This is a genomic window from Gimesia chilikensis (assembly GCF_008329715.1).
Lineage (GTDB): Bacteria > Planctomycetota > Planctomycetia > Planctomycetales > Planctomycetaceae > Gimesia > Gimesia chilikensis.
This window is the reverse complement of sequence record NZ_VTSR01000014.1, coordinates 198129-213804: the sequence shown is the minus strand read 5'-3', so window position 1 is coordinate 213804 and position 15676 is coordinate 198129. Positions and strand designations below refer to the sequence as shown.

Below are 15676 nucleotides of genomic sequence, written 5' to 3'. Positions count from 1 at the left end.
CGCCAATCAACATCCGACAGGTCGCCTGCCTGATGCGCTACAGATTGGCTCAATAATTTTAAATTGACCTGAATCGTTTTGTGATCCTCCCGAAGGACAATCACATAACATTCTGGCATCCACTCTTAAAATTTGGGGCCACCAACCATTTTGTCAAAGATCATGAGCTAAATCGGGTGTGCGAACGAGTTACGCACGCCTGAATCAGCTCAGGTTCGTTAATCATAGCCGTCGCGCTCTGAGAGTCAATGAACTTGGTTACGAAAAATTTGAAATCTGGATGAAATCTTTTTCCGGCCTCCAATATCTTCTATACGTCAGCGTTGAGAAAGCCCTCAAAACTTGTCAGACTCTGTCTATTGTGACAAGATAATCTGTCTTTCCCTGCGCGTTCAAAACAAAGGTACAGTTAACCCAGCCTCAATCAGGAGGGCCTGCTGACGTGAGTGTTTCCCGAATTATTTCTCTCTGCGTACTCTCAACCGTCTCTGTAATCACTGCCCCTGCCCTGCTCTCAGCTGAGGACTGGTTTGAATTTCGTGGCCCGACCGGCCAGGGACATTCTTCTCAGACATCGCTGCCGACCGCCTGGAGCCCGACCGAACATGTGCTGTGGAATACCAAGATTCCCGGCGTCGGCTGGTCGTCTCCGATTATTGTTGGCGAGAAAGTATTCGTCACCACTGCTGTCCCCGAGGGGGACGGCCCCATGCCCGAGCAGTCGCTGCGGGTAGTCTGCCTGGATCTGGAGTCAGGGAAGATTCTCTGGGATAAAGAGATCTTCCAGGAAACCAAAGAGACCGTACAACGGATTCATAAGAAGAACAGCCACGCCAGCCCGACACCGATTTCGGATGGCAAAGTACTCTATGTGCATTTCGGTACGCACGGCACCGCCTGCCTGACATTGGACGGAGACGTGGTCTGGAAGACAAATGCCCTCAAATATGAGATGCAGCATGGCAACGGAGGATCGCCGATCCTGGTCGACGATAAACTGGTTGTGATCTGCGACGGTAAAGGTTCGAACTTCATCGCCGCTTTGGATCGTAAGACGGGCGAGATCGCCTGGAAGGTGGAACGGAATGTAGATGGCCGGAAAAAGTTTTCGTTCGCTACGCCGCTGCTGATTACCGTGAACGGGGAAGAACAGATTGTGGCCCCGGGAACCGATGTGATCTCGGGACATTCTCCCAAAGACGGTAAAGAGATCTGGCACCTGGACTACACCGGTTACTCCGTAATCCCCCGCCCGATTTACAGTCATGGTCTGATCTTCGTGACGACCAGCTATGACCGCCCCACTCTGCTGGCGATTCGTCCGGACGGTAAGGGGGATGTGACCGAGACGCATCTGGCCTGGTCCAATAAGAACCAGATTCCACATACGCCTTCCCTGCTGGTCGTGGGCGACGAACTTTATACAGTAAGCGACAAGGGGATTGCCCAGTGTTTTGATGCCAAAACCGGCAAACTGCACTGGAAAGAACGCGTGGGCGGTAACTACTCTGCCTCTCCGCTGTTCGCAGATGGCAAGATTTATTTCCAGAGCGAAGAGGGGGAAACCACGATCATCGCCCCTGGAACAACCTATAAAGAGATCAGCCGCAATCACCTGAAAGAGCCGACACTCGCGTCTTACGCCGTCGCCGGTGACACACTGCTGATTCGCACGAAATCACAACTCTACCGGATTGGGAAGTAAGACCTCGATTCACCGTTAACCCTTTTTATTTGATCCGGCGTTCCCTGCCGATGTGAGCGGGCACAGCGGTCTCTGTCGTGTGAGACCCCTGCCCGACGCGTCCGAAGAGCGCCCCTGCACGATTGCTCGACACTAGAATTTCAAACGCATGACCGCTCCAGTACCTTCAGAAGAACCTGTTAAAAAAATTGTAGTCGCCTCCGACCACGCCGGTTATCGCTATAAACGACGAATCATCGAATACCTGACGCAACAGGGCTACCAGGTCGAAGATTTCGGCACCGATTCGACCGAGTCAGTCGATTACCCGGACTTCATCTTCCCTGCCGCCAAAGCAGTGGCTGCCGGTGAGTTTGAGCGAGGCATTGTGCTGGGAGGATCAGGAAACGGTGAAGCGATTGCCGCCAACCGGGTCAAAGGGGTGCGGTGTGCCTTGTGCTGGAACGAGAAGTCAGCCCGACTGGCACGACAGCACAACAATGCGAATATGATCTCCCTGGGCGAACGCATGGTCTCGATGCATGACGTATATGAGATCATCGACATCTGGCTGAGCACCCCCTTTGAAGGGGGACGTCACCAGAGACGTATCGAAAAACTGGACGAGTAACAACTGGACGACTTACACAGACAGGCTGTGACACTTCCGGGTGTCACAGCCTGTTTTTTTTGAACGTGTCGCTTCAGTGAACCTCAATCTCAGGGATTGCTTTTGAGATCGAACTGGAACGAGGTGTGATCGGCGTCGACGGTCGCTTTGAGGGTCGAGTCTTGATTGTACGCCGCGGGGATCTTACCGGGAGCCGGTTTCTGCTTGCCCCCTTCATCGGAGTTCCCTGCATCGTCGGGGGCCTCTCCCATCCCTTCGGGATTACCGGCCATCCGAATGCGGACCGTTTTTTCACCGGTCAGGCAACCCGATTTTTCTGTGTTGAACATCAGGTCGAAATTGCCGCTGAAATCCGTCACGCCCGAGGAGTAAGTACCATCGGGAGCTTCGAACGCGACCTCGGCACCAGACAGTGGCTGTCCGTCGAGGGTCACGGTTCCGGAGACATCGACCAGACCGAGCTGGCTGTAATCGGGATGGATCGAACCGCCGCAGCCAACCGTCGCGCTCAGCAGACAAAGGGTCGCCAGCATGCGAACTGCGCGACCGGAAAATAGAAACAGTTTCATCAGAGATCACCTTTAAAATCAATCAGCAATAGATGTTACGGAGTTACGACTTCCCGGCCATTGCGTGTAGCCAGGCCGCGGTAGACGTTCAGATCCATATTCTCCGAGAGGAAATGAACCGAGCCATCCGCATAGGCCATGTGTCCGCCCCCGACGTGCCAGCTGCCGTACGAAAGTTCCATCAGATGTCCGCTGACGGTCGGTTCGGTACGACGGGCATTCATCCGGGGATAGGCTGAGCCGACGAATTCGGTGAACTCCGTTCCGCCTGTGCCGTTGTTACAACCGCAGGGATCAGTCTGGGGAGAACCGATGATCCAGTGGTCCATGGACTGCCCGTCTTTACCGAAATCGATGTCGGTCTGTGTTTCGCCGAGCATGAAGGTATTGGAGGTTCCGTCTTTGATATCGCGGAGCACGACGCTGCTGCAGGCGTAGAACAGACCGTTCTGCGTGGTGTCTTCCAGCGACCTGGTACCTGTGATCTTGGTCGATTCATCATCCGAAGAAGCTTCTGAACCCGAGTTCCCGAGGTAAGTCGAGGGAGCCCGGTTCGGGATGCCATTAAAGCTGTAGTGCTTTTTGATGGGAGCACTGGGGCAGACGAGTACGGGGAGATAGGTGCTGGCAGCGGTGGTGTTGGCAGATCCGGAGTCCCAGTTACCGTCACCTGATTCCTGGAAGATGAGGGTGTTGTAAATGTTGGCCCGATCGATCATGGGTAGAATCATGGCACTCCAGCCGGCCCCGCGCTGATCCCAGCCGAAGGGGAGCAGACCGTGGACATCGTGGTAGTTGTGCATGCCGATGGCGAGCTGCTTGAGATTGTTTTTGCATTGAGAGCGACGGGCGGCTTCGCGTGCCTGCTGAACGGCGGGCAGGAGCAAGGCGATCAGAATGGCAATGATCGCGATGACGACCAGCAGCTCAATCAGGGTGAAGCCGTTGCGTCGTCGGGGTGCGTAGGCGTTGGGTAACATTTGGTTTCCTCACATGAACGAGATAAAGCAATAACGAAATCAGGTGTGTCTGTTTGCACCTGATCGAATCAGTCTGCGAGCCTGGCAGTGAAATTGCTGAAGTTCCAGATACTGCGGCGGCGGGTTGGTGGTGTGCAGGCAGCACAACCGGAATGAGCGGGAACTCAGCCTGTGAACGCGATACTTTATACCCGGCCTGTTGAAAGATTTAATGAAGCGCCGGTAAATACCGGGTAGTAGAGAGCACTCTTATTTTGAAAAAATGTGTTCTGCAGTCCGTGGTTCGAAGGTCACTCACACCAACTCATAACAGCTTTCGATAAAGACACTTACAACCGAACCCCAATCTATCCCACCAGGGTATTCAGGGCGATCTGTCAGCAGTCTGCAGTGCTGAAAAACGAGACATCCCGCTGCAGTAAGAAGATTTCGTGAGATTCGTTTGAAGCCCTGATCAATCTTGCCGAAGAACTGTGCTGCACAAAAAAACGCCCCGTAAAAACGGGGCGTGGTGAGGCTGTCGTTCACTCTGCTTCAGGAAATCGCGCGGCGGATGATGTTGTGTGTAATTCGCTGCACACGTTCATCGGGACCGTGCGGTCGCGACCAGTGTGACCAGGGAAGCATGTGCCCGGGCGGGCTGGAGAGGTCCTGACACCAGAAGATGGTCGAAGCGTTAAACACGAAGTTGTTCTTCGGGCCGGGGTAAATCGTGGCGGTCCACTGTTGTGGATTGACGCCTCCCTGCAGGGCGGTCCCCTTAGCCACGACTTCGAGTCCGGGAATATCCTGAGGCGGATCGCCGTGATATTCCCAGCCGATGAGACCGGGAATCGAGTCTCCTTTTTTCATGCCCGTCCCTTCGAAGATCCAGTGGTCGGGCAATTCGCAGACCCAGTCGCCGCCCCCGTTGACCGGATCGACATTGCGGGATCCCATCAGGTAACCTTCGTCGGGACCGCGGTGTGGGAAGGGACCGTTGTCTCGCTCACGGTCTACGGCGTATTTGTATTTTCCGCCGTAAGGACCGCCGCGGAACATGATCCGTTTGGGACGCCCGTCGGTGCTGTTCATCAGCGGTGTGACCCAACAGACGGAATTACCGGAGAAGAAGAGCAGGTTCACGCCCGCGTCGCGCATCTTGACGGCCGATTCGTACTGGCGAATATCCCAGTATTCATCGTGGCCCACCGAGAGGAATGACTTGCATTTCAGTCCGTGATCGGGGGTGATCATATCGCTGTTGGAGCAGTAGGTCACATCGTAACCATGTTTCTCCAGCCAGTAGGCGAAGGGGAATTCAAAGCAGAGCCATTCCCCCGAGCCAAGTGACTGCGGGTTCTCATAGATCTGGGCATACTTGGCATAGGGACGGTCAAAGCTGACATCGGCCCAGGGCCCCTGAACGCCTTTAGGGTGGGTGTAGACCGAATAGTTGCTGGGCCACTTGTTATAGGCCTGCCAGGTGTTATCGGAACACTGGAAGAGGATGTCCGCAGGGCGATCGTCTTTGACGATGAAGACGACATAGCTCTGCCAGTAGCCGTGACCGGTCTTGTCTTTGAGTGTGGAGAGCCGGCCCAGGTAGACGCCGCTCGGCCAGTCATCGGGAATCGTCAGTGTGACCGCGGAGTCCCAGTGGCACTCGTGCAGATTCTTTTTACCCGGTTTCGGAACGGGCTGCGGTTTGCCCTCGAACGGGCCGAGTGTGGTCATCAGCCGGGCACCGCGGCCGCCGTAATAGCCGGTGCGGAAGATTTCGATTTTGAACTCTTGCGCGGGTCGGGTGGAGACCATGATGTCGATCGGCTCGCCGGCTGCGACGCTTTGCTTCGAACAGTAGCCTTCAATCTTGGACGAACGAAAACCGTTGCGACTGTCGAGCATGACGCGGGTGAGCTGCCAGTCGGTGGATCCTTCTTTGAGGTTTTCCCGATGAATTAAATCGGGGTCTGCTTTCGCAGCATGGGCACTGTTGAGTGAGAAGTTTCCTGCGAGTGAAGCCAGCGATGTCGCGACGGCCCCTTTCAACAGATTCCGGCGATCTGCATCTATCTCTTTCATGTTGCTGATTCCTAAATTCGCTGTGGTCGATTCGGTCGCAGAAATTCGGTGTGGCGGTTTCCAATAATTATTTAGGACGCTTAATTTTCTGCTTCTGCCTTTATGATAACCTTAACTTCATTAAAATAAGAAGTACAAATAAATGCATTTTCATATCAGCCCATGATTCATCGGCTGTCGCGCAGACGGTCTGTCGGCATCATGGCAACGACGCGGAGTACTCAGTGGCCTCATTCTCAATTGATCAGACGGAAAGCCGAGCCTTTTATCAGTCACTTACGAAACAGCTGCATGAGAAGTTGGACGAGCTCGAGCCAACACTCATTCAAACACGACGCACACTGCATCAGAAACCGGAAATCAGCGGGGAAGAAAAAGAGACTTCGCAACTGATCTGCAACACGCTGCGGGAGATCGGCCTGGAACCGCGACTGATGAATAACGACATCGGCGTGGTCGCCGACATGACGCTGGGAACGCCGGCCCAGAACGCACCGCTGATCGCGATTCGGGCCGACATCGATGCCCTGCGGATCACGGACCTCAAAGAGGTCGATTACTGCTCGCATAATCCAGGCGTCGGTCACCTGTGCGGCCATGATGCTCACACGTCGATTGCCCTGGGTGTGGCGCTCGCCTCGAACCGGGTTGCGGAGTTGTTCCAGAGCGAATGGCCGGGCCAGGGATTACGGCTGCGGTTCATTTTTCAACCGGCAGAAGAGATCTGCATGGGTGCCCGCTGGATGGTGGAACAGGGGGCCCTGGAAGGGGTGAGTGCGATCATCGGGCTGCACATGGATCCGGAAATCCAGGCAGGAACGGCAAACATCCGCTATGGCGTGATGACGGCGTTCTGCGATGAAGTCCATTTTGAAATTCATGGGCGCGGCGGACACGCGGCCCGTCCGCATCATGGAAATGATCCGATCACCACGGCAGCCCAACTGATTTCGAGCCTGTATCAGAACCTGCCCCGCTCGATTGACTCGCGTATGCCGGCGGTGTTCACCATTGGTCAGATCTCCTCGGGGCTGGCACCGAATGTGATTCCCGAAATTGCGGAACTGAAAGGGAGCCTGCGTTCCACCAACGACCAGGCACGCGAAGTCCTGCACAATCGAATTCAGAATATTGCCAGCGGCGTCGCGCAGAGTACGAACACCCGGATCGAGGTATTGTTCAAATCGCCTTTGCCCGCGGTCGTGAATGACAAAACGATTTCGGCTGCCCTGGAACAGGCGTCGATCGACGTGCTGGGCATGGAACAGGTTGGTCTGATCGATCTGCCCAGCATGGGTGGTGAAGATTTTTCCATTTATCTGCAGCATGTCCCCGGTTCGATGTTGCGACTGGGTTGTGCCCGTCCCGATCAAAAAACCGTGTTTTTGCATTCTCCCTATTTCGATATCGATGAGCGTGTGCTTAAAATAGGAAGTCGCATCTTACTGCAGGCTGCTCTGCTGCTTTCGCTCAACCCGCAACTCATCCAAAAAGGGAATTAGTACGATGGGGACCCTCTCTTTTGCCCGTAACGATTATCCGACCCTGGGTGTGGAACTGGAACTGCAGCTCGTCGATGCGGAGACGTTTGCCCTTTCGAATTCAGTTTCGGAACTGTTAAGTGGGCTGCCCGAGGGAATGGGCCAGTCGATCAAACCGGAGCTGATGCAGAGCTACCTGGAGATCAACACGGGCGTCTGTCGGACGGTGAGCGATGTCCGCAAAGACCTGACACGCAAACTGGAAGCGGTAACCAATGTCGCCGACGAGCTGGGGCTGAAGCTGTTCTGGGCCGCGACGCACCCCTTCTCTTCCTGGCGGGATCAGAAGATAACGGTCAACGATCGTTATTACGAACTTGTGGAACTGATGCAGGACGTGGCCCGCCGCCTGGTGACCTTCGGACTGCACGTGCATGTGGGCGTTGATTCGGGCGACAAAGCGGTGATGGTCTGCGACCGGATGCTGCGTTACCTGCCACTGCTGCTGGCACTCTCGTCGAACTCGCCGTTCTGGGAGAACCGCAACACGGGCCTGCATTCGAACCGCTCCAAGATCATGGAAGGCCTGCCGACCGCGGGGCTGCCGCCGAACATGCGGAACTACAGCGAATACACGTGGCTGATCAACCACCTGATCAGTACGGGGTTCATCAATACGATCCGCGAAATCTGGTGGGACATCCGTCCGCATCATAATTTCGGCACCGTGGAAATCCGCGTGTGCGACATGCCGGCCAACCTGGAGCAGGTGCTGTCGATCGCCGCGTTCGTGCAGTGCCTGGTGAAATGCATTTCGGATGAAATCGACGAAGGCGCCTACCAGTTGCAGCATCACCCGATGATGGTGCAGCAGAACAAGTGGCGGGCGACCCGCTACGGCATCGACGCGAGCCTGGTCAACAGTGACAGTTACCAGCTGTATTCGGTACTCGATTCGACGACGCACCTGGTCGACCTGGTCTCTCCGATGTCGGAACGTCTGGAGTGTACGGACGAATTACAGCGGATCTACGATCTGGTTCATAACTCCGGTGCCAAGCGGCAGTTGGCCATCATGGAAGAGACCAATGATAAACGGGAAGTCGTGAAACGGATGATCGAGGAAAATAGCCTCTTCTGATTTCATGACGCCGCTTCTATAATCGTTTAGTCCGCGATCCATTCGAACTGTCACCCCGCGTTTGCAGGAATCTGATTTCGTGTCTGATTCAGACCCTCAGTCTCCAGAAGAAACTCCCACCGTTGAAACGACGTCCGCGTCGAGCGGGGAAACTCCGCAGACACCCCACGAGAAAGTGCGTACGTTTCCGACCACGCCGGGTGTGTACCTGATGAAGGATGCGCAGGGCCGCGTGATTTATGTGGGAAAAGCGGTGAACCTCAAAAGCCGCGCGTCGAGTTATTTCACCCAGGCGGCAGCGGTCGAACGCAGGACGGCGGAACTGGTGACCGAAATCGCGGACATCGATTATCTGGAGACCGAGACCGAGGTCGACGCCCTGCTGCTCGAAGCGCGGCTGATCAAGGATATTCGGCCCCGCTTCAATTCCGAACTCAAAGACGACAAGACCTTCCCCTACCTGGAGATCACTACCCGCGAAGATTTTCCCCGCGTCGAATTCACCCGCACACCGCAGAGTAAAGGGACGAAGCTCTATGGCCCCTTCACCAACGCGAAACAGCTGCGGGGGGCGATCACGGTGCTGCAGAAGATCTTCCGGTTCCGCAACTGTTCGCTGGACATCGATGAGGGGGACGAGAAGTGGCGCTGGTTCCGTCCCTGTCTGCTGCACAGCATCAATCAGTGCACGGCACCCTGCAATCTGCGGATCAGCAAAGAGGACTACCGCAAGGACATCAACAAGCTGAAACTGTTTCTGGACGGCAAGAAGGACCGGCTGCTGAAAGAGATGCGGAAGGAGATGCTGGCGGCGTCCGAACAGCGACTCTACGAGAAAGCGGCGCGGCTGCGGGATGAAATCGAGCTGCTGGACAACATCAACCTGCGGGGCAACCTGGAAGACCATGCGCAACCCGAGGTGTTTTACATTGACCCGAAGAAAGGCATGCAGGGGTTGAAGAAAGTCTTCGGCCTGGCCGAACTGCCGCGACGGATCGAGGGGGTCGACATCGCGCACCTGCAGGGGGGCGAAACGGTGGCCAGCCTGGTGCAGTTCATCGACGGCCTGCCCTTCAAGCATGGTTACAAGCGGTTCAAGATTCGCACCGTCAAAGGGATCGACGATTTTGCCTCGATCCGCGAAGTGGTCAGCCGACGCATCCGGCGCCTGCACCAGGAGGGGGAATCGTTTCCCGACATCCTGCTGATTGACGGCGGCAAAGGTCAGCTCAACGCCGCGATGACCGCGATGCGCGAACTGGGGGTCGAGCCCCCGTTCACAATCTCCCTGGCCAAACGCGAAGAAGAGGTCTTCGTCCCGGGCGAAGTCGAACCCCGCCGCCTGAGCCGGCATTCCTACGGCTTAAGACTGCTGCAATACGTCCGCGACGAATCGCACCGCTTCGCCCAGCATTACCATCACCTGCTGCGGAAGAAATCGCATTTTGATGAGTGAGGTGGAATTTTATCCGCCATCAGTCGCCCGCCTGCATTTCATGAGCTGTCAGTTCTTCTTCGAGAAATTCTCCAAATGAATTGAACACTTTCAAAAACTGCTCCGGTTCTTCATCGCTCCATTTATAAACGGCTCCCTTCTTTTTTTCAGCCAGTCTGAAGAAGAGGATCTGTTCGCCATACCGGTCGGCAAAGACGAAGGCGTCTTCGGGGAGAGAAATTGACTCGGCAATCAGTTCTCTTGTCTGATCGTTTAAAGAGAGCATGGCTGGATAGAAAAAGTCCAGATCACTCATGAAATGTCCTGCAGCGCAGCCAATGAGCGACAGAGTTTCCAGATAATCTACAGGGAGTGGTGCCCCCGCACATTTTTCTATTTGCCTGAGTTGCTTCTGCGAGCATCCTCTTATTTCATCAGGAGGGCAGAGTTCTGCTTGAACCAGGCGTTCATTTAATCTCTCAGCTTTCGACATTAGAATTCCACCAGATAGTATTTCTTAACCCTGCTGCAGGAACAACAGACTAATTGAGGTGATGCTGTGTCCTCGGCAGTATCATCTGAGTAATATTCTCCACAATGCGGGCATTGCCAGATCAGGTGTGCCGTTTCACCTTCGGCAAAATTTCCCTTCAAATTCCCTGGAAGCTTCACTGCGAAAACAGTTTTCGGCTCTATCCACCAGCCATCACCATCATTACTTTCCGCCCATTTCGTCCCTAGGAAGCTGTCAGCTTCAGTATTTTCCCGTTCTCCATACAGATAATGATTCTGTACTCCTTCTACCGCAGAATCTCTTGTTAAAGCAAAACCACACAGCCGCCGTCCCCAACGATATTCATAAACAGTAATTTCTGAAGTCTCGAATTCCATTGATGTTCTATCTGGATTAAAGATTGATTCAACAAGTTCATCTTAGAATTTTACAACGGGATAGACACGTGCCACTCCCACCATTACAACGAATCGCGAAACAGATAGGACAGATTCTCGGTCAGGAAGAGTTCGACTTTTTCGTCGGAATCGTTGATTCCCGGATAGACGCCGCAGGCCTGGTAGCGTTCGTAGAAATCGGCGGCCAGGGGATCGGGGATTTCTTTGACGGTGCCTTCCCCGGGGGTGAAGCAGTAGCCGGGTCGATGCGCTCCGATGGCGTCATCGCGTGGCTGCTTGAACGAAATCAGGCCCGTTAAGCGGGTCCAGAGCGTTTCGTCCGGCCGACGGGCGATGATCCAGCTGTTCGTGTTATACCGCAACCGATTGTGGTGCTCCAGGTAATACTGGCTGAGTGCTTCATCTTCGATCAGCAGCAGCAGTTCCGTGTTGATATACAACGAACGGGGATCCAGATTGGGTGAGCCAAGTACTGTCTTTGTGCCATCAATGATGAAATACTTGCAGTGCAGGGTCGTGTGAAGTTGCTCATACTCAAAGGGATTGGCTCCAAAGCCGGAGGCCGGCTGTTCGTCCGTTTTCTGATTCTCATCAGCAAGCCTTGGAAAGCTGGGAATGACATCGACTGCATCTTCGGGGACTGCGCGTATTTCATGCAGATTTGCGTGGAACAAGTTGAGCAGCTTTTTTCGTTGTTTGAGTCCCGCCGCATAGGTGTAAAGGTTGTCTGTGGAAACCAGGCTGTTTGTAACAATCGAGAGCAGAAATGCGTCGTTTTGTTCGCGCAGTTTTTCCAGTCGCTCGAACCATGCAAGAGGAAAGATCGTAATCGGCGAAGTGAGATGAATACTTTTCCGGGCGGAAGCCAGGGCCTCTTCCAGCCGGTTCCCGGTCTCGTCGGGTAACCGGGTGTCGACATGAGGCTGATCATAACAGAATTTGATTGAGCGAGGTTCAAAGAGGCGTGCGGTATAGTCGGGGCAACACTCTGCTGCGATAGTCGAAAATGGTTCCGGCAAATCGGCCGTGGTATTTGTATCTGACTGTGCCGGGGCAGCCTCTTGCTCCGTTGCGAAATCCAGCAGGTTCACACTCAGATCGTGATCCCAGAAACGTGCAAACGCGTCGTGTGCTTCGGGGACGACGGGACCGCTGACCAGAATTTCCGTATCGGTAAAACAGCGGAAACGGTGCATGTCGAAATACTCGTCACCCAGATTGCGGCCTCCCAGGATGACGCAGGCATCGTCAAACAAGGCGATTTTACCGTGCATCCGGCGGTTCAACGTTTCGCCTGAAAGCGCCGCCGCCCACATGACTTCCACATCCCCGGGTTCCATCTTCTCTACAACGGGGTTAAACAGCCGTACTTCAACCTCACTCGAAGCTGCGAGCTGACGCAGGCGTGGTAAAATTGAGTCTTCTGATTGCAGCGTGACCCAATGGTCGAGCAGGATCCGTACTTCCACACCTTCCCGGGCACGGCGTTCGAGTTCGTTGACCAGGAAGTTGCCCGCACGGTCATTCCGCCAGAGAAAGGTACTGAACCAGATGCGATGCTGCGCCTGCCGGATCAGTCGTTTGCGGCAGTCGAATGCAGAAAGTCCTTCACTCAGCGGTATGCATCGATGCCCGCTGGCAGGGACCAGAAAAGAGGAAAGCACGGAAGAGGCCGAACTGCTTCGACTCATTTTAAAGTTTTAATTCCACTTGAACAGGAAAATGATCAGAGGCTTGACGCGCGCCCGGAGAGGCGAGTACCTGGCTGGGCTGAGGTTCCAGAGCCCCGCCCGTAAAAATACGATCTAATTGTAGCAATGGAAAACGGCTGGGGAAAGTGGCACGCGGCTTTCCTGTCGGAATGCACTCTGACATCAGGGTGCGAAGCCTTCTGATCGCCCGCGACCGCCCGGTTGTATTGAAATCCCCCAGCAGGATCGATGCCTCGTGTTCGGTACCGGCCTGCTGAATCAACTCACACAGGGCTTGCATCTGGAGCTGATTTTCCCGGCGGTGCACGCTTAAATGCGTGTTCAGGATCGAGATCGATTTCCCCTGCCACTCTGCCTGTATCTGAAAGACACCCCGCGGTTCGCTTAACGGGCTCAGCAGAGGCAGGTAAAACTCCCGGGAATCGATCAGCCGTAAGTCTTTATGCGACAGAAAAGCCAATCCGTAGCGTCCCTGCTTTTCGTGTCGACTTTGAAACCGGGTCCAGTCTACCAGACTGAAGAAGTGCGGCGTCATCTGCAACTGCCGACCGATTTCCTCTGCCTGATGGATTTGATCTGTGCGGGGACAATTTACATCAACTTCCTGCAGAGCGACCACGTCCGGCTGAGCATCACCAAGCACATCCACCACGTCATCCAGAGAAGGTTCCAGCCTGGCTGAGCGGCACGAATGAATATTGTATGACACAAAGCGGAGTGAGTCTCTCTGCACATTGTCCCTTTCAAGAGAGGACACCCTGATCTTCCGTCTGCGCTATTGAGCTACCGCAACGGGAGACCAGCGGGTGTCTCCGGAAGTTCCTGTTAAACTTCCTCGTCAATTTCATTTTCAGCATTATCGAAGGAGTTCTCCAGATTTTCCCAGGCGGTATCCAGATCCTGTTTGAGACCTTCCCAGGCATCCGCAGAGGCGTTGTTAAACTCTTCGAGTTTCTCACTTACGTGGTCGCGCTGGACTTTCAGCTCGTCCATCTGCTCGTTCCACTTGACCTTCGCATCATCTTTGAGATCGCTGCCCTTCTCCTGCAGCTTGTCGATTTTGGCGTTCAGTTCTTCGAGCTGCTCATCCAGCTTAGCCGCGTACTCATCGTGCTTCTGCTGCGTGAACTCTTTGGTGGTGTCGTAGGCTTCGCCGAATTCCCGCGATACATCCTCATCGGTTACCGGGTCAGCAACAGGCTTCTTCACGACAACCGTTTCAGAGGTATCCTCGTTCGCACAAGCGACCAGGAACAGACTGAGACACAGACAACAGGGGGTTACATATTTCATGGCGTTCTCCTTTTTGTTGGTGAGGGATTCTTTTTAAAGCGGCTACAGCCGCAATCGCCTCTGTGTGACAGACTGTCGCAAAACACATGCCAGTGCCTGATCGGCCCGATCTGGTGGAAATACTGGTTTCTGACCGCGCAGCCTGCTTGCTGATCTGTCACGAACTGAATTGTCAGAGAGCGGGCGCTCGTTGTCATTTCATTCGCGAACCACTCCACGTTCGGTTAAAATTCAGATTGCTGCCGAATTGACTTTCTTTTCAACGAGTTATGTAAACGACAGAGGAGTCCCCGATGGTGCGCTTCGCCGGGAGAGTGTTCTGGTTTGTGGTGTTTCTGCTGGCCGTGCCTATGGTTGTGACCGCGGCACCGTTGAATGTGGTCTATATTATCGTCGATGATCTCGGTGCCCACGATCTGGCCTGTTACGGGAATACGTTACACCAGACGCCGCACATTGATCGACTGGCGCAAGAGAGCATGAAGTTCACGCAGGCGTACGCGGCGTCGCCGGTCTGCAGTCCGACACGGGCCTCGCTGATGACGGGCAAGAATCCGGCCCGGCTGAAGATGACCGTCTGGCACGAACAGGCCAAGTCGCACCGCAAAACAAAGCGGCCGCTGATCGAAGGGAAGTCGCTACCCAACCTGACGCATACTGAAACCACGATCGCCGAACGGCTGCACCAGGCGGGTTACCGGACGCTACACGTGGGCAAATGGCATCTGGGGGAAGCGGGCTTTTACCCTGAGAGTCATGGCTTTGAAGTCAACATCGGCGGCACACTGTGGGGCGCACCGCAGACGTTCTTTTATCCCTTTGCCGGAGACAGACATTACGGACATGAGTTCCGTTATGTGCCGGGAGTGCTGGAGCGAAGTGACCAGGACGACTACCTGACCGATCGGCTGACGGACGAAGCGATCCGCCTGCTGAAATCATCGGCTAGCGGTAAGCGTCCCTTTTTTCTGAACATGGCTTATCACACGGTGCACACACCCATCGAGGGAAAGCTGGATGTGGTGAAAGCGTACGAGAAAAAAATCCAGCCGGACTCTCCCTGGCAAAACGCGGAGTACGCAGCGATGGTGGCCAGCCTGGATGAGAACGTGGGCCGGATTCTGAAAACGCTGGAAGAGTTGAAACTGGCCGACAATACCGCGGTGCTTCTGATGTCGGACAACGGCGGTTTCATCAACCAGTATGAAGGCAAGACGGTCACGAACAATCACCCGCTCCGTTCGGGGAAAGGGTCGCTGTATGAGGGGGGAATCCGCATTCCCCTGCTCGTCCGCTGGCCGGGCGTGACGACGGCGGGGAGTGTCTCCGCGGAACCGGTAGTGACATCAGACCTGTACCCGACGTTGATCGACCTGCTGGAACTGCAAGCAGACCAGGAACAGCGGGACGGGGTTTCGCTGAAGCCGCTGCTCACAGGTTCAACTCAGAAACTAAAACGGGACCGGCTACACTTCCATTACCCGCATTACTATCCGACGACCACCCCCGCCAGCGCAATGCGGGCCGGGAACTGGAAGCTGATTCATTACTACGAAGACGATCGCAATGAGCTGTATGACCTCAGCCGGGATCCGTCAGAGACGACCGATCTGTCAAAACAGAAACCAGAGCAGGCACAACAGTTGTGGAAGCAGTTGCACGCCTGGCTGAAAGGCGTCGATGCGAGTTTTCCACAGGAGAATCCAGAGCGGCGGAAGTGAGATCGCCGCTGTAAGTTTTGCGTAAGATCACACTCAATGTGATTCTATAATCC

At 54.8% G+C, this 15676-nt stretch carries 14 protein-coding genes; 6 read left to right on the top strand and 8 right to left on the bottom strand.

All coding sequences use genetic code 11. The features are described from left to right. The first annotated feature begins 442 nt into the window (after positions 1–442). Positions 443–1705: a PQQ-like beta-propeller repeat protein gene (locus FYZ48_RS19185; RefSeq protein ID WP_242022711.1), complete on the top strand. Its 1263-nt coding sequence runs from the start codon at positions 443–445 to the stop codon at positions 1703–1705. A gap of 148 nt (positions 1706–1853) precedes the next feature. Then, positions 1854–2315, top strand: a complete 462-nt coding sequence (rpiB, locus tag FYZ48_RS19180; protein ID WP_145036724.1) for a ribose 5-phosphate isomerase B — start codon at positions 1854–1856, stop codon at positions 2313–2315. 89 nt (positions 2316–2404) lie between these two features. Here rpiB and FYZ48_RS19175 read toward each other — a convergent pair whose 3' ends face one another. The 3 genes from FYZ48_RS19175 to FYZ48_RS19165 all read right to left on the bottom strand — a co-directional run bounded on the left by FYZ48_RS19175 (position 2405) and on the right by FYZ48_RS19165 (position 5928). Continuing rightward, positions 2405–2884, bottom strand: a complete 480-nt coding sequence (locus tag FYZ48_RS19175; protein ID WP_149343321.1) for a carboxypeptidase-like regulatory domain-containing protein — start codon at positions 2882–2884, stop codon at positions 2405–2407. A gap of 35 nt (positions 2885–2919) precedes the next feature. Next, complete coding sequence (locus tag FYZ48_RS19170; protein ID WP_149343319.1) at positions 2920–3864, bottom strand: DUF1559 domain-containing protein; 945 nt, start codon at positions 3862–3864, stop codon at positions 2920–2922. Between the two features lie 534 nt (positions 3865–4398). Next, the gene (locus FYZ48_RS19165; RefSeq protein WP_149343316.1) at positions 4399–5928 is read right to left on the bottom strand and encodes a N,N-dimethylformamidase beta subunit family domain-containing protein; all 1530 of its coding nucleotides are present in this window, start codon (positions 5926–5928) and stop codon (positions 4399–4401) included. A gap of 224 nt (positions 5929–6152) precedes the next feature. On the opposite strand from FYZ48_RS19165, the gene FYZ48_RS19160 reads away from it, so the two are divergent. The 3 genes from FYZ48_RS19160 (at position 6153) to FYZ48_RS19150 (ending at position 10006) form a co-directional block, all read left to right on the top strand. Next, positions 6153–7430, top strand: coding sequence for a M20 metallopeptidase family protein (locus tag FYZ48_RS19160; protein WP_187782110.1), 1278 nt, complete (start codon positions 6153–6155; stop codon positions 7428–7430). A 4-nt stretch (positions 7431–7434) separates the two neighbouring features. After that, a complete protein-coding gene (locus FYZ48_RS19155) occupies positions 7435–8550 on the top strand; it encodes a carboxylate-amine ligase (RefSeq protein WP_149343312.1) in 1116 nt (371 codons plus the stop codon). A 175-nt stretch (positions 8551–8725) separates the two neighbouring features. Then, positions 8726–10006 (top strand): excinuclease ABC subunit UvrC, encoded by a 1281-nt coding sequence (locus tag FYZ48_RS19150; RefSeq protein ID WP_145443536.1) that lies wholly within the window; start codon positions 8726–8728, stop codon positions 10004–10006. A gap of 19 nt (positions 10007–10025) precedes the next feature. On the opposite strand, the gene FYZ48_RS19145 is transcribed toward FYZ48_RS19150, so the two are convergent. The 5 genes from FYZ48_RS19145 to FYZ48_RS19125 all read right to left on the bottom strand — a co-directional run bounded on the left by FYZ48_RS19145 (position 10026) and on the right by FYZ48_RS19125 (position 13902). Then, positions 10026–10478: an SMI1/KNR4 family protein gene (locus FYZ48_RS19145; RefSeq protein ID WP_149343308.1), complete on the bottom strand. Its 453-nt coding sequence runs from the start codon at positions 10476–10478 to the stop codon at positions 10026–10028. Next, positions 10478–10876, bottom strand: a complete 399-nt coding sequence (locus FYZ48_RS19140) for a hypothetical protein (protein ID WP_149343305.1) — start codon at positions 10874–10876, stop codon at positions 10478–10480. Before FYZ48_RS19140 ends, FYZ48_RS19145 begins: the two co-directional genes overlap by 1 nt. 83 nt (positions 10877–10959) lie before the next feature. After that, positions 10960–12588 (bottom strand): phospholipase D-like domain-containing protein, encoded by a 1629-nt coding sequence (locus FYZ48_RS19135; RefSeq protein ID WP_149343303.1) that lies wholly within the window; start codon positions 12586–12588, stop codon positions 10960–10962. A gap of 1 nt (position 12589) precedes the next feature. After that, positions 12590–13318 (bottom strand): endonuclease/exonuclease/phosphatase family protein, encoded by a 729-nt coding sequence (locus FYZ48_RS19130; RefSeq protein ID WP_187782109.1) that lies wholly within the window; start codon positions 13316–13318, stop codon positions 12590–12592. Between the two features lie 116 nt (positions 13319–13434). Further along, positions 13435–13902 (bottom strand): hypothetical protein, encoded by a 468-nt coding sequence (locus FYZ48_RS19125; RefSeq protein ID WP_149343299.1) that lies wholly within the window; start codon positions 13900–13902, stop codon positions 13435–13437. A 293-nt stretch (positions 13903–14195) separates the two neighbouring features. Between FYZ48_RS19125 and FYZ48_RS19120 the strand changes: the two genes are divergently transcribed. Next, positions 14196–15623: a sulfatase gene (locus tag FYZ48_RS19120; RefSeq protein WP_149343297.1), complete on the top strand. Its 1428-nt coding sequence runs from the start codon at positions 14196–14198 to the stop codon at positions 15621–15623. The last annotated feature ends 53 nt before the right edge of the window (positions 15624–15676 follow it).

Excerpts from the sequence above, each read along its gene's own strand:
- rpiB (WP_145036724.1), top strand. The coding sequence starts at position 1,854 with ATGACCGCTCCAGTACCTTCAGAAGAACCTGTTAAAAAAATTGTAGTC.
- FYZ48_RS19175 (WP_149343321.1), bottom strand. The coding sequence starts at position 2,884 with ATGAAACTGTTTCTATTTTCCGGTCGCGCAGTTCGCATGCTGGCGACC.
- FYZ48_RS19170 (WP_149343319.1), bottom strand. The coding sequence starts at position 3,864 with ATGTTACCCAACGCCTACGCACCCCGACGACGCAACGGCTTCACCCTG.
- FYZ48_RS19165 (WP_149343316.1), bottom strand. The coding sequence starts at position 5,928 with ATGAAAGAGATAGATGCAGATCGCCGGAATCTGTTGAAAGGGGCCGTC.
- FYZ48_RS19155 (WP_149343312.1), top strand. The coding sequence starts at position 7,435 with ATGGGGACCCTCTCTTTTGCCCGTAACGATTATCCGACCCTGGGTGTG.
- FYZ48_RS19145 (WP_149343308.1), bottom strand. The coding sequence starts at position 10,478 with ATGTCGAAAGCTGAGAGATTAAATGAACGCCTGGTTCAAGCAGAACTC.
- FYZ48_RS19140 (WP_149343305.1), bottom strand. The coding sequence starts at position 10,876 with ATGGAATTCGAGACTTCAGAAATTACTGTTTATGAATATCGTTGGGGA.
- FYZ48_RS19135 (WP_149343303.1), bottom strand. The coding sequence starts at position 12,588 with ATGAGTCGAAGCAGTTCGGCCTCTTCCGTGCTTTCCTCTTTTCTGGTC.
- FYZ48_RS19125 (WP_149343299.1), bottom strand. The coding sequence starts at position 13,902 with ATGAAATATGTAACCCCCTGTTGTCTGTGTCTCAGTCTGTTCCTGGTC.
- FYZ48_RS19120 (WP_149343297.1), top strand. The coding sequence starts at position 14,196 with ATGGTGCGCTTCGCCGGGAGAGTGTTCTGGTTTGTGGTGTTTCTGCTG.